Below are 23,602 nucleotides of genomic sequence, written 5' to 3'. Positions count from 1 at the left end.
CTTTTGTGGCTTCTCCTCGCCGCCTCTCAAAGTCAGCCGAAAGAACTCAAAGCCTGATCCCTCCCATTGTTCACGGCCGACGACGCAGCGAAGGGCTGAAAAGAGGCAAATGGCGACCTCAGCGTCTTGACCAACGATGTCTGCTCTGAAGGAAAAGACGAGCAGATCTCAACGTCTACTATGCGGCGCTAACCTGCCGCTCCGCTCCCCCAAGGGCCATGGAAAGCGCCCGGCCCGTCGATGCGTTCGAAGCCGTGCGCGCCGAAGAAATCGCGTTGCGCCTGGATCAGGTTCGAGGTGCCGCGGCCTTGGCGGTAGCTATCGAAATAGGCGAGTGCCGAAGACAGTGCTGGTACCGGTGAGCCGACTTCCGACGCCCTTGCCACGATGCGCCGGAGCGACGGGTGCGCCTCCTGCATCATCGCGATGAAAGCCGGTGCCATCAAAAGATTGGTGGCCGCCCCGCCGGTGCCGAAGGCTTCCGCCATCGTGTCCAGCAATTGTGAGCGGATGATGCAGCCTGCCCGCCATATCTTGGCGATGGTCGGCATCGGCAGGTTCCAGTTGAATTCCTTCGATGCGCCGCTCATCACCGCGAAGCCTTGCGCATAGGCTGATATCTTGCCGGCGAACAGCGCCAGTTCGAGATCGTTGAGAAGCGCGTCCTTGTCTCCAGAAATCTTGGTCACGCCGCCATCGCCATAGGCCTTTTCGGCGGCCAGGCGCTCGTCCTTGATCGACGACAGCACGCGCGCCGCCACCGCGGCCTCGATCGCGGTGGCCGGAATGCCGAGCTGCTGCGCCTCGATGACCGACCACTTGCCGGTGCCCTTCTGGCCGGCGCGGTCGAGGATGATGTCGACCATCGGCTTGCCCGTCTTCGGATCGTCGGCGGCCAGCACCCTTGCGGTGATCTCGATCAGATAGGAGTTGAGCCGACCCTTGTTCCAGCCGGCAAACACTTGTGCGATCTCCTTCGGCTCCATGCTTAAGCCGTCGCGCAAAATGCCGTAGATCTCGGCGATCATCTGCATGTCGGCATATTCGATGCCGTTATGGATGGTCTTGACGAAATGCCCGGCGCCATCGGTGCCAAGCCACGCCGCGCAGGGCTCATCCCTGAACTTGGCCGAAATGGCGGTCAGTACCTTTTCAACGCGTTTCCAGGACTCTTCCGTGCCGCCGACCATGATCGACGGTCCATGGCGCGCGCCCTCCTCGCCGCCGGACACGCCCATGCCGATGAAGGTGAGACCCGAATCGGTAAGCTCGGAAAAGCGTCGCATCGTGTCGCGGAAATTGGCGTTTCCGGCATCGATGACGATGTCGTTGGCCGACAGCACGCCGCGCAACGCCGCGATCTGCTCATCGACCGGCTTGCCGGCCAGCACCATGATGATGATCGGCCGCGGCGGCCGGATGGCGGCGGCGAGTTCCTCCAGGCTGTAGCAGGGCACGACCATGTCCTTCAGTGCGCCGGCATGCTCGACAAAGGCGTCGATGCGTGCGGCGGTGCGGTTGAAGACGGCTATGCGGTGCCCCTTCTCGGCGATGTTGAGCGCCAAGTTGGAGCCCATCGTGCCAAGGCCGATCAGGCCGATTTCGGCTTTTTCCATCGTTTCTTCCCTACTTTCGGATCTTTTGTTGAGGCCGCGATTTTGCGGCGACGACCAATTTTACCGAGACGCCCATTCTTCCCGAGACGCCCATTCTTCCCGGGATGCCATTCTTCCCGGGATGCCATTCTTGCCGCGATGCCATTCTTGCCGCGATGCCATTCTTGCCGCGATGTTTGACGGGCCTTCAGGGCCGCGTCAACCGCCTCGCCGAATTGTGTTGCAGCTTGTCCTCACGGCCTGATGTCGATCGGCGCCTCTATCTTCACCATCTCGAAATCCGAGATGAGGATATCGAGCCGCGCCGTCCACCGGCCGGGAACCGGGACGACGAGACCGTCGACGCGCCAGATGCCGTCGCCTGGCTTTGTCGCCGCGCGCTTGATCGGCTCGATGCCGGAATCGGGTTTTGACAGCACCAACGTCACTTGCTCAGCGTCGAGCGGGCCGAAATCGCCGGTCATGATGACGATCGAGGCGGCAACCGGTCCAACATGGCCGGGCGTGATGCTGAGGTCGGCCATCGCCTTCGGCGTGTGGATATGCACCAATGCCGGCTGCGCTGCTGCGATCGCCAGGGCGCGTGGCGGCGGTGTGAAGCGCCAGCCGGCGGCAACGCCGAAGATCGCCAGAACGATCAGCATTTCAATGGCGATCGAGCGGACCAGCCTCCTCTGTACTTCCGTCTCTCCCGCTTCGGCCGGACCGGTCAGCTTCCAGCGGTTAGTCGCGGCCAGCGTGAACAGAAAGAACAGCAGCGCCAGCTTGACCAGCAGCAGCCGGCCATAGGCGGTCTCGAGCAAAGCTGCGGGCGCCTGCACCTGGATGATAGCCAGCACGATGCCGGTGGCAGCAAGCATGGCCACGACGAGCAGGATCGCTTGGGAAAACCGGCGCAGGAAAGGCGCGGCCTCGACCGGCTTCCACCTCATGGCGAGACCGAGCGGCCTCAGCGCCCCGGCCCAGAAGGCAATGCCGGCGCCGTGCAGAAACACCATCGGCCTTGTCAGCCATTGCGGTTCGGCGGCACTTGCATGCCCGCTGGCGGCGAGGGCGGCACCGACACCGGCCAAGCCGGCAAGGGCAGACAGTTTTGCACCGCCGCGCGGCCCGACCAGCGACAGCAGGCCAAGCCCGAGCGCCACCAGGGCGACCAGCACCGTCCAGCCGAAGCTGGTGCCGAGCCCAGCCCGCCAGACGCCCGGCTGCGCCAGCCGGACGAGCGGTGCACCGAGCGCGTCCAGTCCCTGGAAGCCGAGCGACAAGGGCGCCGCGACAAGGCCGCACAGGATTGCGGCGATGACGAAGCGCTGGCCGGAACGACCGCCCTTCGCCAGCCAGGCGATAGCAAAGGCACCGCCGACGCCGAGAAAGAGGCCGACATAGAGAAAGACCTTGCCGATCCAGATCGCCGACCTCAGGCCCCGGTCGACAGCTTCGGAGACGGCCGGCGCAGCACTCGGCGCGCCGATGGAAAACAGCACCGAGCCGCCGACCGGATGGCCATCGGCGGAAATCACCCGCCAGCTCAGCACATGCGTGCCGGATCCGAGCGTTTGCGGATTGTCGATCTCGATCGTCTGGCCGTTGAGCCGAAAGGACGTCAGCGGAATCGCCGTCCCATCAGGCCGCACCAAGGTCAGCACCAGCGGCGACACCGGCTCGCTGAAGGTCAGCGATAACTGCGCGGGGCTCTGCGCCAGCACGGCGCCGTCCGCGGGCTCGGTTGTGACCAGCGCCGCGTGGGCGAAGGCCTGACTTGGCGCTGCAATTATGGCGAGCAGCACGATCGCCGCCAGCAGGCCGACGGCAAATCGGCCGATGCGCTGGCCGGCCGCGCAGACCGTCCACTGTAGGAATGCAGCGCTCACGTCACCGCCATGCAACAGCGACGCGCACTTTCGAACAAAGCGCGCCGCCAAGAGGTCATTTCTTCGGCAGCAGCTTGAGGCCGGGCGCCGGATATTCCAGCGCATCCTGATCCTGGCCAGCCGCCGGAATCTCGATCCAGCGTTCGGCAGCACCGTCGCATTCCTGCACCACCGGGAAGTAGAGGGTTTGGCCGGCCGGCAGGTCCGCCGCCAGTGTCCCACGGAAGACAAATTCGTCGTAGAATTCGTCCGGCAGGCTGCCGCCGCTCCAGTCGACTTCCCTAGCGCCTGATGTCACAGCCTGGCCGTGGAGCTGGTAGGATTTCTCGTACCTGCCTTTCTTGACCTGCAGTGTCCAGCCCGGCTTCGGCATCGGCTTCACCGAAATCACCCCTTCCGGGATTTGTACGCGCACGGCGGTCGTCGCCTTGCCCTCACAGCCATGCGGCACGCGCAGGACAGCCTTGTAGGTCGAACCGACCGCCGCCTCCTGCGTTTCGAGCGTGACATGGGCAAAGGCCGCGCTTGTCCCCAAGGCAAAAAACGCGCCGGCGGATAAAAGATAACTGTTCATGACGGTCCCTCAAATTTCGAATTGTGCGGATCTGGCCCGGTCAGTTGGCGTGTTCGTGCTTGCCGCCGGTTTCGCCGATGCCTTCCACTGCGAAATCGACAGTGACGGTGCCGGCCTTCTCGAAGGTCAGCGTGGCTGGAAACGTCTCGCCTTGCTTCGGTTGCCGTTTCAGTCCGACGAACATCAGATGATAGCCGCCGGGTGCCAGTGCGACCTTGCCGCCGGCCGGAATTTCAAGGCCGCCGGTGACCGGCCGCATGGTCATGACGCCATCGCTCACGCCCATCTCATGCAGTTCGGCCTTGGTCGAAATTTCCGAGGAAATCGACAGCAGCCGATCCGGCGAACTGCCGGTATTGGTGACGGTGAAATAGCCGCCGGCCACTTTGGCGCCGGGCGGCGTGGCGCGCGACCAGGGATGCCCGATCTCGAGGTCGCCAACCCTGAACTCATGCGCGAAAACAGCCTGGGCGCCGACGAACAGGAGAGAGAGGAGGAACACGGTGATGCCGAGTCGCTCCTCGAAGCTGCGCAGGAAGGACCTGTTGCGGCCGAACCGCGCGCGGAAAGCGTGAGACATGATAGCTCCAGGAACTGAGAGATCGCGCCGGTGCCCGGTCGCGAACAGTTTCGATGTTTGAATGAATGCGCTCGCGAAGGCTTCCGCAAGGCGATCTGGAACGGATCAGGCCGTCGCCGGAGGCGCACGCGGATTCGACGGAGAGCGGTCGCGGGTGAAATCGAGGTGCCGGAACGCCGGCAGCACAAAGGCGACGGTTTCGACGGAAAAACTGCCGGGCACCGTGGCGGTAGCGGGCGGTGGCACAAAGGCAGCCGAGGCCATGCCGCAGCCGAGCACACAGCAGGCCGGCATGTGCTGCTGGTGCGGATCGCCGCCTGGAAGCTGGGCCGCGCCCTCCTGGGTGCAGATGACATTGCCGAAGGCGTCAAGTTGCGAAGCATTCGGCCCGATGCCGAAGGCGAATGCGCCAAGCGCCGACTGGAGCACGAGCAAATAGGCCGCAGCGAACGCGGCCGGCATGCTCCATCGTCTCCGCCGGATATTCAAAGACCTGCCTCTTCACGCAGCAACGGCCAGATATCTAGCACGGGCTCAGCAGGTGGAAAATCGCCAAATCACTACTGCGGCAACGCGGCGCTTTAAGCCCGTTGCGGCTGCTGGCCTTCCGGAATCGACGTCAGCAGCGTGTGCCGCGCCGACTTCAAATGCTTGCGGCAGGCGGCGTCGACCTTGCCGGGATCGCGCGATTTGAGCGCCGCGATATAGGCCAGATGCTCCGCGACCGCCACTTCGTTGCGCTCGCGCTCCTGCGCCTTGTTCCACTGGTAGTGGTAGTGAAAGATCATGGCGATGACGTCGTAGAAATCGACGATGAAGCGATTGTGCGACGCGCGGTGGATCAGCCGGTGAAAGCGCTCGTCGAGCTCCGAGAATTCATTGAAGCGCGTGGCGATCTCGCGCGCCAGCAGGCGGTGCTCGTCTTCCAGCAGGTCGAGGTCGGCCCACACCGGGCTGTCTTCCGGCAGCGCGGCAAAGGCGGCAGCCGAGCGCAATTCGAACATCTCGCGGATTTCGGTCAATTCCAGCGCAAAAGCGCGGGTAAAACCTTTCAGCACCCAATGGCTGTTGCGGCGCTTCTCGATCAGCCCGAAGCGGGAAAAGCGGATCAGGAACTCGCGCACGCTGGTGGTACCGACGCCGATCTCGCGCGCCAGTTCGAGCTCGTTGATCTGCATGCCAGGCTCGGCGCCGCCGGCAAGCAACCGCCGCATGAAGGAGCGCTCGATGATCTGCGACAGCGTGTCGGTCTCTTCCTCGGGGAAAAAGTCGTCCGGCCGCGGCACGCGCAAAACCGTCTTGCTGCGCTTGTTCCAGGTGATCAGCCCCGTCTCTTCCATGCGCGCAAGGATGGTGCGGATCGTCGTGCGGCTGACGCCGAGCAGCGCGCCCAGCTCGGGCTCAGACGGCAGGCTTTTCGTTTCATCGAGCAGCCGCAGACCGCGATTGTAGGCGTCCTTATAGACGTTATTGCTCTTCGACATCCCTGCCCCATTGCGCGCCGGCGCTTGCGGCGGCCGGCTTGAAGCGCGATATTGACAAACGTTCCTAGCGCAGGCCCCCAAAAAGCGGAATTGCTCTTCAGAAGTCAGCCCTGATTCGGGTGCCCGGTCCTCTGCACATCACAAGAACGCGCGGCGTCGTCACGAAAAAACAATTGACGCAAAACTGTTTTTTCACGATAAAAGACATTATCTTTTAACAGGCGCGTGTCAATCCGCTAGCGCATCCAGGAACGCCCAGGAAACTGCCCGTGAACGCCGCAAACAGCATTCTTCTGTCTCCCGCCGACAATGTCGCGGTCGCCAATGGCCGCATCGAGATCGGCGCGGTGCTGCCGGGCGGCGCCGTCGCCACGGCGCTGATCGAACCCGGCCACAAGGTGGCGCTCAAGCCAATCGCCGCCGGCGAGGCTGTGGTCAAATACGCCCAGGCGATCGGCCGCGCCACGCAGGACATTGCGCCCGGCGAGCATGTTCATTCGCACAATCTGGTATTCGAGTCCGGGCGTTTGCCGGTGGTGCCGCCGAGCGAAGCCGTGCACGCGACCGAGGCCGACCGCGCCCGCACCTTCATGGGCTACCGTCGTGCCGACGGCCGTGCCGGTACGCGCAACTTCATTGGCATTCTCGCCAGCGTCAATTGCTCGGCCACGGTTTGCCACGCCATCGCCGACGAGGCGAACCGCACGCTCCTGCCCAGATATCCCGGTATTGACGGCTTCGTTCCCATCGTTCACGGCCAGGGCTGCGGCATGAGCGCCACCGGTGACGGCATGATGGTGCTGCATCGCACGCTTGCCGGCTATGCCCGTCATCCGAATTTCGGCGGCGTGCTGATGGTCGGTCTCGGCTGCGAGGTCAACCAGCTCACCCTCTATGGCCAGAAGGGCGTCGCCGCGGGAAAACGCCATTTCAACATCCAGGAAGCCGGCGGCTCGCGCAGATCGGTCGAGAAGGCGATGCTGGTGCTGGCCGAGATCGCCGAGGAGGTCGGCAAGCTTAAGCGTGAGCCGATCCCGGTCAGCGAGATCGTCGTCGGCCTGCAATGCGGCGGCTCGGACGGCATGTCCGGCATCACCGCCAATCCGGCGCTGGGCGCCGCCGTCGACATCCTGGCTGGCGTCGGCGGCATCGGCATCCTCTCCGAGACGACGGAAATCTACGGCGCCGAACATCTGCTCGCCTACCGTGCGGCAACCCCGGAGATCGCAGCCAAGCTCGACGGCTATGTGAAGTGGTGGGAAGACCATGTCGCCAAGCATGGCGCCTCCATCGACAACAATCCTTCACCCGGCAATAAGCGCGGCGGGCTGACCACCATCCTGGAAAAGTCGCTTGGCGCGGTCGCCAAGGGCGGCCAGACACCGCTCAACGGCGTCTTCGGCTATGCCGAAAAGGTCAGCGGCCACGGCTTGGTGTTCATGGACACGCCCGGCTACGACCCGGTCTCAGCCACCGGCCAGGTCGCGGGCGGCGCCAATGTCATCGTCTTCACCACCGGCCGCGGCTCCTGCTTCGGCTGCCGGCCGACACCGTCGATCAAGGTCGCCAGCAACTCGACCATGTACCACACCATGGAAGAGGACATGGACGTGAATTGCGGCGTCATCGCCTCGGGCGAAAAGACCATTGCCGGCATGGGCCGCGAGATCTTCGAGCTGATCGTCGAGACGGCTTCCGGCCGCAAGACCAAGAGTGAGGAGTTTGGCTACGGCGACAACGAGTTCGTGCCGTGGCATCTCGGGGCGACCCTCTAGCCCGACCGCTAACCGACAACGATGATAGACGGGCCGGACAACGGCCGGTGGGAGGCTTCGTATGAAAAAACGCCGTATCGGTGCAACTGCGCTCGACGTCACCGAGGTCAGCTTCGGCGGCGCGGCGGTCGGCGGCCTCTACCGAGCTTGCCCGCGCGAGGCGGCGATGCAGACGCTGCAGGTCGCCTGGGATGCCGACTTGCGCTATTTCGATACGGCGCCCTTCTACGGCTTCGGCCTCTCGGAACGCCGCTTCGGCGATTTCCTGCGTGACAAGCCGCGGGATTCCTACGTGCTGTCGACCAAGGTTGGGCGCCTGTTCCGGCCGGTGCCGGAAGACCAGATTCCGGACCATTCCTATGTCGATCCGCTGCCCTTTGCGCTCGACTACGACTATTCCTACGACGGCATCATGCGCTCGGTCGAGTTCAGCTATGCGCGGCTTGGCCTCAATCGAATCGACATCCTGTTCGTCCACGACATCGGCGTCTATACGCATGGCGTCGAGAAAACGAAGCTGCATTTCCGCCAGCTGATGGATGGCGGGCTGAAGGCGCTGGAAGAGCTGAAGTCGTCCAGGGTCATTTCCGCCTACGGCCTTGGCGTCAACGAGGTGCAGATCTGTCTCGATGTGCTGCGCCAGGCGCCGCTCGACTGCATCCTGCTCGCCAGCCGCTATTCGCTGCTCGACCGCACCGCCGAAGCCGAATTGCTGCCGCTTTGCCGGAAACGGCAGACCTCGCTGATCATCGGTGGCGTCTTCAATTCCGGCATCTTGGCGACCGGCCCGGTGCCGGGTGCGCATTTCGACTACCTGCCGGCCACCCAGGACATTCTCGACCGCGTCGGCGCCATGGAAAAAATCGCCGCCGAGGGCGGCTACCCGCTTGCCGCGGCGGCGTTCCAGTTCCCGCTGCACGAGCCTGTGGTGGCTTCTGTGCTGACGGGCACCGCCAAACCGACCAATTTGGCGCGAAATCTCCAACTGCTCGACATCCAGGTGCCCGAAACAGAATTCGCCAAATATGATCCCTACACGGTCGTACAGGAACTCGGCTGATGCGCTGCGGCCTTCGCCGTTCGCCGGTTAAACGGCGGAGGGTGCGATCAGGAGGCGTCACAATCGTACGCTCCAAAAAAAGAATGAATATTCCATCTTGACTGGTTGTTGGAATTAATATTCCATAGCTTTCGGAGAGGATCTGTAGAGGGTTGGCAATGAGGATCGGCAAGGAGGCTCCCCTTCCGGTCTAGCCAGAGGAGTCCGATACGAAACACCGCTTGCGTCGACCCAACCTATGCACTATCAAAATGCGGTAAATGTTTTTTATTGATAAAGTTCTGTTTGGGCAACGCCTATCCAAACCGACTTCTTGCAACATTCACCGGGCGACTTAGGGAGGAAGCCTAATGAAATTCGTGACCAGCATTCTCAACCGCCGCGCATTCGTGGCGCTCGCCGCCGCCTCGATGCTTGCCGGCGTGATGCATTCGGCGCCGGCTTCGGCGGCGGACGTAACCATTCCGATCATCGTCAAGGACACCACCTCTTTCTACTGGCAGATCGTCCTGGCCGGCGCCCGCAAGGCCGGCAAGGACCTCGGCGTCAATGTGCCGGAACTCGGCGCCCAGGCGGAGACCGACGTCAACGGTCAGATCTCGATCCTTGAAAACGCCGTCGCCGGCACCCCGGCTGCCGTCGTCATCGCACCGACCGAAGCCAAGGCGCTCGGCAAGCCGATCGATGAGGCAGCCACCAAGGTCAAGATCATTGGCATCGACTCCGGCGCCGACTCCAAGGCCTTCACTTCGTTCCTGACCACAGACAATATCCAAGGCGGCCGCGTTGCCGCTGACGGGCTGGCGGCCGCGATCGGCGAAGCCAATGGCGGCAAAATCGAGGGCGACGTCGCCCTGATCACCGCGCTTCCGGGCGCTGGCTCGCTCGAACAGCGCGCCCAGGGCTTCAAGGAACAGCTTGCCGCCAAATATCCCGGCCTCAAGCTCATTGCCGACAAATACGCCGACGGCCAGGCCACCACCGGCCTCAACATCGCGACCGACCTGATCACCGCCAACCCGAACCTCAAGGGCATCTTCGCCTCCAACCTGATCATGGCGCAGGGCGTCGGCCAGGCGATCGCCGAGAACAGCCTTGCCGGCAAGGTCGGGCTGATCGGCTTCGACAGCGACGAGAAGCTGGTCAAGTTCCTCAATGACGGCGTCATTTCCGGCCTCGTCGTCCAGGATCCGTACCGGATGGGTTATGACGGCATCAAGACGGCGCTAGCTGCCTCGAAGGGCGAGAAGGTCGAGGCCAATGTCGACACCGGCGCCAACCTGGTGACCAAGGCCAACATGAAAGATCCGAAGATCGACGCGCTGCTCAACCCGAAGCTCGACTGAGCATCGGTATTGGCGCACCCTTTCCGGGGCCTCGTTGCCCCGGAAACACCCTGAAAGTGCTTCGAAATCAGCCGGCCTCAATTACCTTGACGATGGACCGGGCCAGCATCGCTACGTGCCAATCGTGAGGCCAATCTGGGAGGATTGTCATGACGTCGACGGCGCAGGAACTGCATCCGGCCCCAACGCTGGAACCGGGCAGGACGATCCTCGAACTCAAGGGACTGGAAAAGCGATATCCCGGCACGCACGCGCTGAAGCCGGTTAACCTCGCCTTCAAGGCCAGCGAAATCCACGCCATTGTCGGCGAGAACGGTGCCGGCAAATCCACCCTGATCAAGCTGCTGACCGGCGTCATGCCGCGCACCTCCGGCGACGTTATCTGGGAGGGCAAGCCGGCAGCGCTTGCGACGCCGCATGAGGCGATGGCGCTGGGCATCAATGCTGTGCATCAGGAGGTCGTTCTGTGCCGCCATCTCACTGTCGCGGCCAACATGTTCCTCGGCGAGGAGGATTCCCGCTTCGGCATCCTGCAGCAGCGGGCCATGGTCAGGGAAGCGCAGAAGATCATCGACGATCTCGGCTTCGATCTGCCGGCCCATGTCGTGCTGGGTGACCTGACCATAGGCCAGCAGCAGCTGATCGCCGCCGCCCGCGCCACAGTGCGCGGCACCAAGTTCCTCATCTTCGACGAGCCGACTGCCTACCTCACCCGGAAGGAAGCCGACCAGCTGTTCACGCTGATCCGCCGGCTGAAGGGCGAAGGCGTCACCATCATCTACATCAGCCACCGTATGGAAGAGGTGTTCGAGCTCGCCGACCGCGTCTCGGTGCTGCGCGACGGCACGCTTGTCGGCACCAGGAACATCGCCGAGACCAACGACGCCGAGCTGGTCAAGATGATGATCAACCGGTCGATCGAGCAAGTCTATCACAAGGAGCATTTTACCCCGGGCGCGACGCTCCTCGAAGCCCGAAATCTTTCCGGCAAGGGCTTCGAAAATGTCTCGATGACGGTCCGTGCCGGAGAAATCGTCGGGCTCTACGGCCTGATCGGTGCCGGGCGCAGCGAGTTCGTCACCACGCTCTACGGCCGTCATCGCAAGTCGGCCGGCCAGATCCTCTGGGAGGGCAAGGCGGTTCAGGTCAACTCCGAGCATGACGCTATCAGGCTCGGCATGGCGCTGGCGCCGGAAAGCCGCCGCGACCAGGGCCTCTGCCTTAACCTGCCGGTCGGCCTCAATCTCAATCTGCCGATCTACAAGCGCATCTCCAGCAATCTGCTGATCTCCAGCGCACAGGAGAAGACCGAGGCGGATCGCCAGATCGCCAATCTCAGGATCAAGACGCCGACGCGCAACGCGCTCGCCTCCAGCCTGTCCGGCGGCAACCAGCAGAAGATCGTCATCGGCAAATGGCTGGCTCACGGCGCCAAGCTGTTCATCTTCGACGAGCCGACAGTTGGCGTCGATGTCGGCACCAAGGCAGAGATCTACCGCCTGTTCAGTGCGCTTTTGTCCAATGGCGCCGGCATCATCCTCATCTCGTCCTATCTGCCCGAGGTCTATGAACTGGCCGACACACTGCATGTGTTCCGGCGCGGCAAACTGGTGGCCACTCATGGTTTCCACACTGCCGACCATGAGGAGATCCTCACCCAAGCGCTGGCCGAGAAACAAGAAAAACCGGGAGGACAGATATGAGCACCGAGGCGATACCGGCCGAAAGGCCGAAACGCAACTACAACGCCCTGTTCGGGCTGACACTGCTGGCGCTGCTGGTACTGTTGTGGGTCATCCTGTCGGTGGCGACGCCGAGCTTCGCCTCCGCCAACAACATCTCGAACCTGCTGCGGCAAGGTTCGATGATCGCCATCCTGGCGGTCGGTCAGACCTTCGTCATCATCACCGGAGGCATCGACCTTTCCGTCGGCGCCGTCGTGGGCTTCGCAACCGTCATCGTAGCGATGCTGATCAATGCCGGCGTGCCGATTTTCCTCGCCATCCTGATCACCTTGCTGGTCGGCGTCGCCATCGGCACGTTCCATGGCTTCGGCATCGTCAGAATGGGCCTGCCGCCCTTCATCATCACGCTGGCGACGCTGACCTCGCTGCGCGGCATCGGCCTGTTGATGACCAACGGCAACTCGATCTCGATCAACAACGATGCCTTCCAGCTGTTTTCGCGCAGTTCCTTCCTCGGCATCCCCAACCTATTCTGGATGGTGATCCTGGTCGGCATCCCCGCCTACATCTTCCTGCATCACAGCCGCTGGGGCCGGTATCTGTTCTCGGTCGGCTCCAACGCCGAGGCCTCGCGGCTTTCCGGCGTCAACGTTCAGCGCACCATCTACATGGCCTATACGCTGTCTGGCCTGTGCGCGGCTTTTGTCGGCGTGCTGCTCGCGTCGCGCATCGGCATCGGCAATCCGACGCAGGCCGAGGGCTGGGAGTTGCAGGCGATCGCCTCGTCAGTGATCGGCGGCACTTCGTTGTTCGGCGCCGTCGGCTCGGTGCACGGACCGCTGCTCGGCGCCTTCATCCTCGCCACCATCAACAACGGCGCCAATCTCTTGAACGTCAATGCCTTCTGGCAGCGCATCATTACCGGCGTGCTGATCATCGTCATCGTCTATTTCGACGGCCTGCGCCGCCGCGGCAAGTAGACCCATATTAACAAACCGCTGGCCGGCGCTAACGGGGCCGGCGGTGCCATGAACCGACTGGATAAAAGCATGAAAGCCGTCGTCTGCCGTTCGCCCGGCGATCTTGTTGTGGAAGACCGCCCGGCGCCGAGCACACCACCGCCGGGCTGGGCGCTGGTCGCGGTCAGTCATGTCGGCATCTGCGGCACCGATTATCACATCTTCGAGGGCAAGCATCCGTTCCTCGCCTATCCCCGCATTATGGGCCACGAGGTCTCCGGCACTGTGATCGAGGCTGGCGAAGGCGTCGATCTGGCCGTCGGCGACCCGGTGATCATCAACCCGTATCTCGCTTGCGGCAAATGCATCGCCTGCCGCCAAGGCAAGCCGAATTGCTGCGTCAGGATCGAAGTGCTCGGCGTCCACCGCGACGGCGCCATGTGCGAACGGATCCTGGTGCCGGCACAAAATCTTTATCCGGCAAACGGCCTGTCGCTGGCCGATGCCGCCGCCGTCGAATTCCTGGCGATCGGGGCGCATGCCGTGCGGCGCTCGCTGGCGCAGCCCGGCGCGCGCACGCTGGTCATCGGCGCCGGGCCGATCGGGCTCGGCACGGCGCTGTTTGCCCGCATCGCCGGTCTGGACGTGACGCTGCTCGACATGAGTGCCGAGAGGCTGGGTTTCGCCGCAAGCGAACTCGGCTTCGCCACCCTCGACAGTTCGAAGGGATCGGCAACCGATCTGGTGCGGGAGGCGACCGGCGGCGAAGGTTTTGACGTGGTTTTCGACGCCACTGGCAACACCCAGTCAGTCCAGTCGGCTTTCGCCCATGTCGCGCACGGCGGGACGCTCGTCCTGGTCAGCGTCGTCAAGGACGACATCGTCTTTTCCGACCCCGAATTCCACAAGCGCGAGATGACGCTGATCGGCAGCCGCAACGCTCTGCGCGCCGACTTCGACCATGTCGCCGCCTCGATCCGCGACGGCGCGGTGCCGCTGGCAAAGCTCGTCACCCATCGCACCACGCTTGGCGACACACAGCGCGATCTCGCCCGCTGGGCGCATGAGAAATCCGGCCTGATCAAGGCCGTCATCCAGGTCGGATGAAACCGGACGCCCTAACGCGAGATGCATCAAAACAGGACATCCGGTTTGTTTTAATTCCACTTGGCTGCAAAGATGCACCAAGATGTGTTGAGATTCAGGTCAGGCCGGTCGAAAATGGTGGGTTCCAACGCAGCGTACTTTTGGGTACGTGAGTACCGGAAGCGCAGGAACCCGCCATTTGCAGGTCGGCCTCACCTGAATATCAACACACCTTAAAGCGCCGATAATTTGAGCTCGACCCGCTCCGCCGGGAACCGCGTTTCGGCGAACTGGATCGGCTGGCCGTCCGGCGTGACATTGACGGCGACCGTGACCAGCACGATGGCGCCGGGCTGCAGATCGAGATCGGCAAGGTCGGCGGCGTCCGCATGGCGGGCCGACAGTACCGTCGATTGCCTGAGATAGTCACCGATGCCGAAACGCTGGAATGAGGCGGTCACCGATCCGGTTTCGGCCATGGCGGCATCGATGCCGGCGAAGCGTCCCGCGTCGAACCAGCCGGTGGCACGCGAGACCGGTTGCCCATCGGCTTCGCCGCGTGTCTCGAGGCGGATGACGCTGGAACCCTTGGCAAGACCTAAGCCTTCGGCGACCCGCCGGCTGGCCGGTTCGACCGCCGATTCGAGCAGCACGCTGCGACGCTCCGACGCCTGCCCTTGCAAGCCCTCCGAAAAACGGGTGCGCGCGCCGATCGGATAGGACAGGCGCTTGCGCGACAGCACGAAGGTGCCGCGCCCCTGTTCGGCCCTGAGCACGCCATCCTGCACTAGTGCTGCGATGGCACTGCGCACCGTATGGCGGTTGACGCCATAGCGCTCGGCCAGTGCGACTTCCGGCGGCAGTGCGGCATTCTCGGCAAAGTCGCCGATGGCGATCGAATGCAGGATCTGATCGGCTATCTGCCGCCACAGCGAGACGCCGGTGCGCCGCTCCAAGCTGTTGGCGATCTGCTGACCGATCATCTCTTGCCCCGATCTTTTTCGCCCTGTCATCCATCCGTCATGGACACGCTTTAGAGAATAGGTATAATTTGTATAATTGTCTACATCATTATACAAATTTACAACGAGAAGGGACGACGGCCATGCGAGAACAGGAAGCGCGCGATCAGCAGCTTGAGCGCAAGGCCGTCATGGCGACGCTGGCGCAATCGACCGGCGACGATATCGTCCGCCTTTGGAACGCAGCCGGCCTGCCTTCGGAAGCAGAACTCCTGCGCGGCCCCGAAACCGGCCTGGTCACCGTGCGTGGCCGCATCGGCGGCGGCGGCGCGCCATTCAACGTCGGCGAGGCGACGGTCACCCGCGCCACTGTCCGACTCACATCCGGGCAGGTCGGCCACTGCTATACGATGGGCCGTGACAAGCAGAAAGCAAAACTGGCAGCGATAGCGGACGCTCTCTGGCAGGATCCCACCCGCCGTAACGAGGTCGAGACCAAACTCATTGCGCCGCTTCAGGCCGCACTGGCCAGCGAACGTGAACGGCGGCGCGCCGAGACCGAGGCAACGAAGGTCGATTTCTTCACCATGGTACGCGGAGAAGACTGATGGATATCGCAACGCAAGCGATCGAGGGCAGCTTTGCCGATCCGGTGTTCGACGCCCAGACAGTGTTCCGCGCCGTGATGGATGCGATGGCGCGGCCAGGCACCCTGCAGCCCCTACCGATCTTTGCCCGCCCGCCGGCGCCGCTGTCGGCCACCGCGGGCGCCATCGCGCTGGCGCTGTGCGACAACGACACGCCGCTCTGGCTCGACCCCGTTTTGCAGGCCCCAGCAGCGGTGAAATCCTGGCTCGGCTTCCACACCGGCGCGCCGCTGGCCAATACGCCGGCCGACGCGCATTTCGCGCTGATCGCCACGCCGGCCGAGATGATGGCGCTCGACGGCTTTTCACAAGGCACCCAGGACTATCCCGACCGCTCCACGACGCTGATCCTGCAGGTCGGCGATCTCGTTTCAGGCGCCCCTCTGTTGCTCGAAGGTCCTGGCATCGAAAGAACCGCGACAATCGCGCCGGCGCAGATGCCGCGCCACTTCGTCGAGCAGTGGAAGCAGAACAACCAGCGTTTTCCCCGTGGTATCGACATCGTCCTCGCCACCCCTGACGGCGTTGCCTGCCTGCCGCGCACGACGCGCATCAAGACGATGGAGGCATGATATGTATGTCGCGGTAAAAGGCGGCGAAGCGGCCATTGCCAACGCCCACGCCCTGCTCGCCGACCGCCGCCGCGGAGACCGTTCCGTGCCGGCGCTTCGCCTCGACCAGATCGTCGAGCAGCTGGCGCTCGGCGTTGACCGAGTGATGAGCGAAGGTTCGCTCTACGACCGTGAATTGGCGGCGCTGGCCATCGTTCAGGCGCGCGGCGACATGATCGAGGCGATCTTCCTGGTTCGCGCCTATCGCACCACGCTGCCGCGCTTCGGCTACACCAAGGCGATCGACACCGGCGCGATGCTGGTCGAGCGGCGCGTGTCGGCGACCTACAAGGACCTGCCCGGCGGCCAGCTGCTCGGCCCGACTTTCGACTACACTCACCGGCTGCTCGATCCCGAACTCGCCGCGGGCGGCGACGTCGCCGAGCCGCTGCAGCGCGCCAGCGAGGCGGAAGCCATGCAGCGCGTCTCCGCGATCCTCGCCCGCGAAGGTCTGATCGAGCCTGATGGCGACATGCCGCAGGATCATGTCCCCGGCGACATCACCCGCGAGCCGCTGGAGTTCCCGATGGCGCGCGACATCCGCCTGCAGGCGCTGTCACGCGGCGACGAGGGCTTTTTGCTGGCGCTCGGCTACTCCACCCAGCGCGGCTATGCCCGCAACCATCCCTTCGTCGGCGAGGTTCGCATCGGTGAGGTCGAACTGGAACTCGACGTGCCGGAGCTGCCCTTCGCCGTGCCGCTTGGCTCCGTGCGTGTCACCGAGTGCCAGATGGTCAACCAGTTCAAGGGCTCGGCCAAGGCGCCGCCGCAATTCACCCGCGGCTACGGCCTCGTCTTCGGTCAGAGCGAGCGCAAGGCGATGGCAATGGCGCTGTGCGATCGGGCGTTGCGCGCTTCGGAATTCGGCGAAGACGTTGTCGCCGCTGCCCAGGACGAAGAGTTCGTCATCTCGCATTCCGACAACGTCCAAGCGACCGGCTTCGTCGAGCATCTGAAGCTGCCGCACTATGTCGACTTCCAGGCCGAGCTCGACCTGGTGCGCCGCATGCGCGCCGAGCACGACGCCCGCGAGAATGCCGGCAAGGCCGAGGAGAAAAGGGAGGCCGCGGAATGACCGCACAAGCAACCGACATCGCCACCTACAACTTCGCCTATCTCGACGAGCAGACCAAGCGGATGATCCGCCGCGCGATCCTCAAGGGCATCGCCATCCCCGGCTACCAGGTGCCGTTTGCCTCACGCGAGATGCCGATGCCCTACGGCTGGGGCACCGGCGGCGTCCAGGTAACGGCTTCGATAATCGGCCCGGACGATGTGCTGAAGGTCATCGACCAGGGCGCCGACGACACCACCAACGCCGTTTCGATCCGCGCCTTCTTCAAAAAGGTCGCCAATGTCGCTGTAACCACCGAAACGGCTAAGGCGACCATCATCCAGACCCGCCACCGCATTCCCGAATATCCGCTGACAACAGGCCAGGTGCTGGTCTACCAGGTGCCGATCCCCGAGCCGCTGCGCTTCCTCGAGCCGCGCGAGACGGAAACGCGGAAAATGCATGCGCTGGAGGAATATGGCCTCATGCATGTGAAGCTCTATGAAGACATCGCCAGGCACGGCCGCATCGCCACCACCTACGCCTACCCGGTCAAGGTCGAGGGCCGCTATGTGATGGACCCGTCGCCGACGCCGAAATTCGACAATCCGAAGATGCACCGTTCGCCGGCTCTGCAACTGTTCGGCGCCGGTCGGGAAAAGCGCATCTACGCACTGCCGCCTTTCACCGATGTGGTCAGCCTCGACTTCGAGGACCATCCGTTTGAGGTGCAGACCTTCGACCAGCCCTGCGCGCTGTGCGCGGCCGAGAACGTCTATCTCGACGAGGTCATCCTTGATGACCATGGCGGACACATGTTCGTCTGCTCCGACACCGATCATTGCGAGAAACGGCGGGCGGAGGGCCATCGCGGCCACCTTGCGCCTGAAACAATGGAGCCGGCGCAATGACCGACGAACCGCTGCTGCGCGTTTCGGCGCTGTCCAAGTTCTACGGCTCGCGCGTCGGCTGCGAGAACGTCACTTTCGACCTGTGGCCGGGCGAGGTGCTGGCCGTCGTCGGCGAATCCGGTTCCGGCAAGACGACGCTGCTCAACTGCCTGTCGACCCGGCTGCTGCCGAGTTCCGGCACCGCCAGCTACCGCATGCGCGACGGCCAGTTCCGTGAGCTCTACCGCATGAGCGAGGCCGAGCGCCGCTTCCTGATGCGCACCGACTGGGGCTTTGTCCATCAGAACCCCGCCGACGGGCTCCGCATGACAGTGTCGGCCGGCGCCAATGTCGGCGAGCGACTGATGGCGGTCGGCGACCGCCACTATGGAAAAATCCGCGCTACCGCCGTCGACTGGCTGTCGCGCGTCGAGATCGACGAGGACCGCATCGACGACGAACCACGCGCCTTCTCCGGCGGCATGCGCCAGCGCCTGCAGATCGCCCGCAACCTCGTCACCGGGCCGCGGCTGGTGTTCATGGACGAGCCGACCGGCGGCCTCGACGTTTCCGTGCAGGCGCGCCTGCTCGACCTGTTGCGCGGCCTGGTCACCGATCTCGGCCTGGCTGCCATCGTCGTCACCCACGACCTTGCGGTGGCGCGTCTGCTGTCGCAACGCATGATGGTGATGAAGGACGGCCGCGTCGTCGAAAGCGGCCTCACGGATCGCGTGCTCGACGACCCGCGCGCGCCCTATACCCAGCTTCTCGTTTCCTCGATACTTCAGGTGTAACTATGGCAACCCCTCTCGTCGTCTCCGATGTTGCCAAGAGCTTCATCATGCATCTGCGCGACGGCATCAAATTGCCTGTCGTCACCGGCGTGTCGTTCTCGATCAGAAGCGGCGAATGTGCAGTGCTCGGCGGCCCCTCCGGCGCCGGCAAGAGCTCGATCCTGAAGATGCTCTACGGCAACTATGCCGTCGATGAAGGCCAGATCATCGTCCAGCACGAGGACGGGCTCATCGATCTCGCGACGGCCAGCCCGCGCACCGTGCTTGCCGTGCGCCGGCTCACCATCGGCTATGTCAGCCAGTTCCTGCGCACCGTGCCGCGCGTGTCGGCCCTCGATGTCGTCGCCGAACCACTGGTCCAGCGCGGCGCGGACCGTGAGGCTGCGCGCAACAAGGCCCGCGCCTTGCTGGCGCAGCTCAACCTGCCGGAAAAGCTCTGGATGCTGCCGCCGGCGACCTTTTCCGGCGGCGAGCAGCAGCGCGTCAACATCGCGCGCGGTTTTATCACCGAGCACCCGATCCTGCTGCTCGACGAACCGACCGCCTCGCTCGATGCCAGGAACCGCGACGTGGTGATTGGGCTGATTGCGGCCAAGAAGGCGGCCGGCGTCGCCCTGCTTGGCATCTGCCACAACCACGACGTGCGCGAGGCGGTGGCCGACCGCGTCATCGACGTGACCGCTTTTGCCGCCGGGAAAATCGCCGCATGACCCGAAAACTGTCGGAAACGCCGCTTGTCCACGAGACGGCGGAAGTCGAGAACTCGACGCTCGGCCGCTGGACCGAGATCGCCGAACGCTGCCGGGTTTCGGAAAGCACGCTGGGCGACTATTCCTACATGATGCAGGACTGCGGCGTCTGGTGCGCGACGATCGGCAAGTTCGCCAACATCGCCGCCAATGTGCGCATCAACGCCACCAACCACCCGACCTGGCGGCCGACGCTGCACCATTTCACCTATCGCGCCTCGGACTATTGGGACGACGCCGAGCACGAGAGCGAATTCTTCGCCCAGCGCCGCGCCAGGCGCGTCACCATCGGCCACGACACCTGGCTGGGCCATGGCTCGACCATCCTGCCCGGCGTCACCGTTGGCGACGGCGCGGCGGTCGGCGCCGGCGCCGTGGTATCGAAGGACGTCGCGCCCTACACCATCGTCGGCGGCGTGCCGGCGAAGCCGATCCGCGAACGCTTCGACCGCCGCACGGCGGAACGCTATCAGGCACTTGCCTGGTGGGACTGGGACCACGCCCGACTACGCGCCGCGCTCGGCGATTTTCGCGCGCTTGCGGCGGAAGCGTTTTTGGAAAAATATGGCGGCTAACGTCCCTTGCTCAACGCTGTCGCCTTATAATTGACGATTGCCGGGCAAAAAGTCGTAAGAAAAAACGTAAGGGTTGGCATGCTCAGACGATGGGTAGGATTTTGCCTGGTTGCGCTGGTGGCTCTCTTGCCTCAACAAGCGCCTGCCAACCAGGTGCCGAAGATGGATCCTCGCGGCGCGGTCCTTTGCATCTGGATGATCTATGCATCAATCCACGCGATCGGTGAAAACTGCGCTCCGAAGCAAGATCGTGATTTTCTCGACTTCCTTCAGTCAGGGATCGACCGCATGAACGCCTTCATCATCAGGAACTCGGACACCACGCGAGCTGCGCTGGACGAACGGCAGAACCAGATCCGTACGCGCCAAGCGCAACGCGGCACCGCCTCTTGTGAGCTGGAGGGCGAGAGCATGGCACTCTACAATTCGCTCAAGTCTGTCGACCTCAGCCAGAGCACCGCCAACATGGACAAGTTGCTCGAAGTCGATCGCGAGCCCTTGTTAAACCCCTGTCTTTGAAGGTTCCTTTCTCGCCCTGCGGGCAGTTTTCATATGCCTGACACATGACTCGGACAGGACGCGGTCTTTGCTGGAGATCGTCATGTTTCACTCCCTCAAACCGTCGATCGCCGGATTTTTTTGCCTGCTCCAATCCGACTCCTCCCGTGCATCTCGGCAGGCGCTACGACAGCGCAGGCAATTTTCTCGTCGAGCCCGGCAATGCGCGCGATGCCCGATGCCGACCGGCTCGCCTTCACGCCGATCTCCAGCCTGCACATGACGCTGTTTCAGGGCATCATCGAATATCGCCGCCGGCTTCCCTACTGGCCTGACGATGCGCCTCTCGATACCAGCATCGACGACATGACCCGCCTCTACCTAGAGCGGCTGAAGGGCGTCGAGGGCCCTGGCGCGTTCAAAGTCAGGGTTGTCGATATCGTGCCGACCGGCCTGACCGTTGCCGGCGCGTCGGACGAGGACGAGCGCGTCATGCGCGCCTGGCGCGATGCGCTGTCAGCGCCGTTCGGATACCAACATCCCGATCACGACGCTTATGCGTTCCACATCACTTTCGCCTACCAGATCCGGCGTCTCGATGACGAAAGGGCATCCGAGTGGCAAGACCTGTTCGATGATTGCCTTTCGCTGCTCGCCCGTCAGGCTCCAGTGATCGAGTTGCGGGCTCCGGCATTCTGCCGTTTCAAGGACATGAAGCATTTCGAGGAGCTCTGGTCCTGGGTTGACGGCGCGTCGCCTCTGGCCTGTGGGCGGTAACAAAACTGACATCAATCCGACACCGCAGGTTCATGCGGCTGCGCTAGCGAAGGTTAACAGACCTTCGAAACGCGACTGGACTGGAACTTGCCTATGTCAGCAACCTCAGCCACGCTCGAAATCCGCGGCGTCTCCCGCCGGTTTGGCAAGAATACCGCCGTCAGCAATGTCGACATCTTGATCCCGCACGGTCAGATGGTCGGCATCATCGGCCGCTCGGGCGCCGGCAAGTCGACGCTTTTGCGCATGATCAACCGCCTCATCGATCCGAGCCAAGGGTCGATTTTCTTTGACGGCGCCGAAGTCTCCAGCCTGCGCGGTTCGCTGCTCAGGCGCTGGCAGCGCGACTGCGCCATGATCTTTCAGCAATTCAACCTGGTGCCGCGTCTCGACGTGCTGACCAATGTGCTGCTCGGCCGGCTCAATCACCGCTCGACCATTGTCAATCTGCTCGGTGTCTTCTCCCGTGAGGAACGGGCCGAGGCGATCGCGGCGCTCGAGCGTCTCGACATCGCCCGCACGGCGCTGCAGCCGGCCGGCACGTTGTCCGGCGGCCAGCAGCAGCGGGTTGCAATTGCCCGCGCCATGATGCAGCAGCCGAAAGTCATCCTTGCCGACGAGCCGATCGCCTCGCTCGACCCGCTCAACGCCAAGGTGGTGATGGATTCGCTGCAGGACATCAATCTGCGCGAGGGCCTCACCGTCGTCACCAATCTGCACACGCTGGATACCGCGCGCACCTATTGCAACCGCATCATCGGCATGGCCGCCGGCAAGGTGGTGTTCGACGGCCCGCCCGAAGAGCTCAACCGGGAGGCCGTGCGCATGGTCTATGGCGCCGACAGCAATGGCGGCGAAATCTCCGAGGCCATCACCTCGACCAGCGTCACCATCAAGCAAAAAATCGTCGCATCCGCCGGACCGCTCGAGCCCGCATTTCCTGGCTACTAGTTCCATGATCCCGACAAGTGGATACCGGTATCCGGAAAAGACCATGGACAACCGAAAGAGCGCCTGGATCGCCAGCCCGCGTCAAGGGCGCTGTCAAAATTCGAACGCTGCCGGCGCGATGCCGGAACCAACAGGAGACACGCGAAATGTTTAAAAAGATACTTTTCGGGGCCGTTTCCATCCTCGCCATGGCGATGGGCGCGGTCCAGGCACAGGACCTGAAGGAATTCCGCGTCGGCATTCTGGGCGGCGAGAACGAGGCCGACCGTCTGCGCAATTACCAGTGCTTCGCCGACCACATCAAGGAAGTCCTTGGCGTCGAGAAAGTTTCCTTGTTCCCGGCCGCCGACTATGACGGCGTCATCCAGGGCCTGCTCGGCGGCACGCTCGATTTTGCCGAGCTCGGCGCTTCCGCCTACGCCAAAGTCTATCTCGAAAACAAGGACGCGGTTCAACCGATCCTGACGACGATCCAGACCGATGGTTCGACCGGCTACCGTGCGGTCATGGTCGCCCGTGCCGATTCCGGCATCAAGACGCTCGCCGACATGAAGGGCAAGAAACTCGGTTTCGCCGATCCCGATTCGACCTCCGGTTACCTGATCCCGGTGACTTCACTGCCCAAGGACATCGGCATGGATGTGAAGAGCTACTTCGCGTCGACCGGTTTCGGCGGCGGCCACGAACAGCTTGTCCTTGAAGTCCTGAAGGGTACGTTCGATGCCGGCACGACCTGGGCTTCCGGGGTCGGCGACTTCAACGACGGCTACAGCTCGGGCAATCTGCGCAAGATGGTCGACAAGGGCGTCCTCAAGATGGATGACCTCGTCGAATTGTGGCAGTCGCCGCTGATCCCCAACGGCCCGCTGGTCGTGCGTACGTCGATCGACGCCGACACCAAGCAGAAGATCACCGATTTCCTGACCAAGCTTCCGGAAACCGATCCGGCCTGTTTCTCGGCGGTACAAGGCGGCGATTATAAGGGCTATTCGCCGGTTACCCCGGAATTCTATCAGCCGATCATCGACGCCCGTAAAGCGAAGATCGGCTCGTAAAAC

General features: G+C 63.4%; 23 protein-coding genes and 1 pseudogene. 17 read left to right on the top strand and 7 right to left on the bottom strand.

The window, feature by feature from the left end:
• Window positions 1–188 precede the first annotated feature (188 nt).
• The 6 genes from gndA to CIT26_RS14920 all read right to left on the bottom strand — a co-directional run bounded on the left by gndA (window position 189) and on the right by CIT26_RS14920 (window position 6,125).
• On the bottom strand, window positions 189–1,616 hold the full coding sequence (gene gndA / locus CIT26_RS14945; RefSeq protein ID WP_095493314.1) for an NADP-dependent phosphogluconate dehydrogenase: 1,428 nt from the start codon (window positions 1,614–1,616) through the stop codon (window positions 189–191).
• Between the two features lie 233 nt (window positions 1,617–1,849).
• Window positions 1,850–3,487: a copper resistance CopC/CopD family protein gene (locus CIT26_RS14940; RefSeq protein ID WP_245319423.1), complete on the bottom strand. Its 1,638-nt coding sequence runs from the start codon at window positions 3,485–3,487 to the stop codon at window positions 1,850–1,852.
• A 55-nt stretch (window positions 3,488–3,542) separates the two neighbouring features.
• Window positions 3,543–4,061, bottom strand: a complete 519-nt coding sequence (locus CIT26_RS14935; RefSeq protein ID WP_095493312.1) for a YcnI family copper-binding membrane protein — start codon at window positions 4,059–4,061, stop codon at window positions 3,543–3,545.
• Between the two features lie 40 nt (window positions 4,062–4,101).
• The gene (locus tag CIT26_RS14930; protein WP_095493311.1) at window positions 4,102–4,641 is read right to left on the bottom strand and encodes a copper chaperone PCu(A)C; all 540 of its coding nucleotides are present in this window, start codon (window positions 4,639–4,641) and stop codon (window positions 4,102–4,104) included.
• A 105-nt stretch (window positions 4,642–4,746) separates the two neighbouring features.
• Window positions 4,747–5,103, bottom strand: coding sequence for a DUF2946 family protein (locus CIT26_RS14925; protein WP_095493310.1), 357 nt, complete (start codon window positions 5,101–5,103; stop codon window positions 4,747–4,749).
• Between the two features lie 119 nt (window positions 5,104–5,222).
• Entirely contained in the window at window positions 5,223–6,125 is a 903-nt protein-coding gene (locus CIT26_RS14920; protein ID WP_095493309.1) for a GntR family transcriptional regulator, read from the bottom strand.
• Window positions 6,126–6,394: 269 nt separating this feature from the next.
• Between CIT26_RS14920 and CIT26_RS14915 the strand changes: the two genes are divergently transcribed.
• The 6 genes from CIT26_RS14915 to CIT26_RS14890 all read left to right on the top strand — a co-directional run bounded on the left by CIT26_RS14915 (window position 6,395) and on the right by CIT26_RS14890 (window position 14,057).
• Window positions 6,395–7,900 carry a UxaA family hydrolase gene (locus CIT26_RS14915; protein ID WP_095493308.1) on the top strand — a complete coding sequence of 502 codons (1,506 nt, stop codon included), beginning with the start codon at window positions 6,395–6,397 and terminating at the stop codon, window positions 7,898–7,900.
• 61 nt (window positions 7,901–7,961) lie between these two features.
• Entirely contained in the window at window positions 7,962–8,960 is a 999-nt protein-coding gene (locus tag CIT26_RS14910) for an aldo/keto reductase (protein WP_095493307.1), read from the top strand.
• Window positions 8,961–9,310: 350 nt separating this feature from the next.
• A complete protein-coding gene (locus CIT26_RS14905) occupies window positions 9,311–10,306 on the top strand; it encodes an ABC transporter substrate-binding protein (RefSeq protein WP_095493306.1) in 996 nt (331 codons plus the stop codon).
• 149 nt (window positions 10,307–10,455) lie between these two features.
• A complete protein-coding gene (locus tag CIT26_RS14900) occupies window positions 10,456–12,009 on the top strand; it encodes a sugar ABC transporter ATP-binding protein (RefSeq protein WP_095493305.1) in 1,554 nt (517 codons plus the stop codon).
• Complete coding sequence (locus CIT26_RS14895) at window positions 12,006–12,971, top strand: ABC transporter permease (RefSeq protein WP_095493304.1); 966 nt, start codon at window positions 12,006–12,008, stop codon at window positions 12,969–12,971. The genes CIT26_RS14900 and CIT26_RS14895 overlap by 4 nt, the downstream gene beginning before the upstream one ends.
• Before the next feature lie 69 nt (window positions 12,972–13,040).
• Window positions 13,041–14,057, top strand: coding sequence for a zinc-binding alcohol dehydrogenase family protein (locus CIT26_RS14890; RefSeq protein WP_095493303.1), 1,017 nt, complete (start codon window positions 13,041–13,043; stop codon window positions 14,055–14,057).
• A gap of 212 nt (window positions 14,058–14,269) precedes the next feature.
• Here the strand turns inward: CIT26_RS14890 and phnF are convergent, their stop codons facing one another.
• The gene (phnF, locus tag CIT26_RS14885) at window positions 14,270–15,019 is read right to left on the bottom strand and encodes a phosphonate metabolism transcriptional regulator PhnF (RefSeq protein WP_095493302.1); all 750 of its coding nucleotides are present in this window, start codon (window positions 15,017–15,019) and stop codon (window positions 14,270–14,272) included.
• 122 nt (window positions 15,020–15,141) lie between these two features.
• Between phnF and phnG the strand changes: the two genes are divergently transcribed.
• From phnG to phnD, 11 genes and pseudogenes are all read left to right on the top strand, one after another.
• A complete protein-coding gene (phnG, locus tag CIT26_RS14880) occupies window positions 15,142–15,606 on the top strand; it encodes a phosphonate C-P lyase system protein PhnG (RefSeq protein WP_095493301.1) in 465 nt (154 codons plus the stop codon).
• The gene (gene phnH / locus CIT26_RS14875; protein WP_095493300.1) at window positions 15,606–16,217 is read left to right on the top strand and encodes a phosphonate C-P lyase system protein PhnH; all 612 of its coding nucleotides are present in this window, start codon (window positions 15,606–15,608) and stop codon (window positions 16,215–16,217) included. The genes phnG and phnH overlap by 1 nt, the downstream gene beginning before the upstream one ends.
• A 1-nt stretch (window position 16,218) precedes the next feature.
• On the top strand, window positions 16,219–17,331 hold the full coding sequence (locus tag CIT26_RS14870) for a carbon-phosphorus lyase complex subunit (protein WP_095493299.1): 1,113 nt from the start codon (window positions 16,219–16,221) through the stop codon (window positions 17,329–17,331).
• On the top strand, window positions 17,328–18,221 hold the full coding sequence (locus CIT26_RS14865; protein ID WP_095493298.1) for an alpha-D-ribose 1-methylphosphonate 5-phosphate C-P-lyase PhnJ: 894 nt from the start codon (window positions 17,328–17,330) through the stop codon (window positions 18,219–18,221). Before CIT26_RS14870 ends, CIT26_RS14865 begins: the two co-directional genes overlap by 4 nt.
• Window positions 18,218–18,994, top strand: a complete 777-nt coding sequence (gene phnK, locus CIT26_RS14860) for a phosphonate C-P lyase system protein PhnK (protein WP_065009749.1) — start codon at window positions 18,218–18,220, stop codon at window positions 18,992–18,994. The genes CIT26_RS14865 and phnK overlap by 4 nt, the downstream gene beginning before the upstream one ends.
• 2 nt (window positions 18,995–18,996) lie before the next feature.
• On the top strand, window positions 18,997–19,704 hold the full coding sequence (gene phnL, locus CIT26_RS14855) for a phosphonate C-P lyase system protein PhnL (protein ID WP_095493297.1): 708 nt from the start codon (window positions 18,997–18,999) through the stop codon (window positions 19,702–19,704).
• A complete protein-coding gene (locus tag CIT26_RS14850; RefSeq protein ID WP_095493296.1) occupies window positions 19,701–20,318 on the top strand; it encodes a DapH/DapD/GlmU-related protein in 618 nt (205 codons plus the stop codon). Before phnL ends, CIT26_RS14850 begins: the two co-directional genes overlap by 4 nt.
• A 162-nt stretch (window positions 20,319–20,480) precedes the next feature.
• The gene (locus CIT26_RS14845) at window positions 20,481–20,837 is read left to right on the top strand and encodes a hypothetical protein (RefSeq protein WP_143747845.1); all 357 of its coding nucleotides are present in this window, start codon (window positions 20,481–20,483) and stop codon (window positions 20,835–20,837) included.
• Between the two features lie 82 nt (window positions 20,838–20,919).
• Window positions 20,920–21,593 (top strand): annotated as a pseudogene (locus CIT26_RS14840) (DUF1868 domain-containing protein).
• Between the two features lie 93 nt (window positions 21,594–21,686).
• Window positions 21,687–22,544, top strand: a complete 858-nt coding sequence (gene phnC / locus CIT26_RS14835; protein WP_095493294.1) for a phosphonate ABC transporter ATP-binding protein — start codon at window positions 21,687–21,689, stop codon at window positions 22,542–22,544.
• A gap of 146 nt (window positions 22,545–22,690) precedes the next feature.
• Window positions 22,691–23,599 (top strand): phosphonate ABC transporter substrate-binding protein, encoded by a 909-nt coding sequence (gene phnD, locus CIT26_RS14830; protein ID WP_095493293.1) that lies wholly within the window; start codon window positions 22,691–22,693, stop codon window positions 23,597–23,599.
• The last annotated feature ends 3 nt before the right edge of the window (window positions 23,600–23,602 follow it).

The organism is Mesorhizobium temperatum (genome assembly GCF_002284575.1).
GTDB classification, from domain to species: domain Bacteria; phylum Pseudomonadota; class Alphaproteobacteria; order Rhizobiales; family Rhizobiaceae; genus Mesorhizobium; species Mesorhizobium temperatum.
Note: the sequence above shows the minus strand (reverse complement) of the source record. Positions and strands in the feature narration are given on the sequence as shown.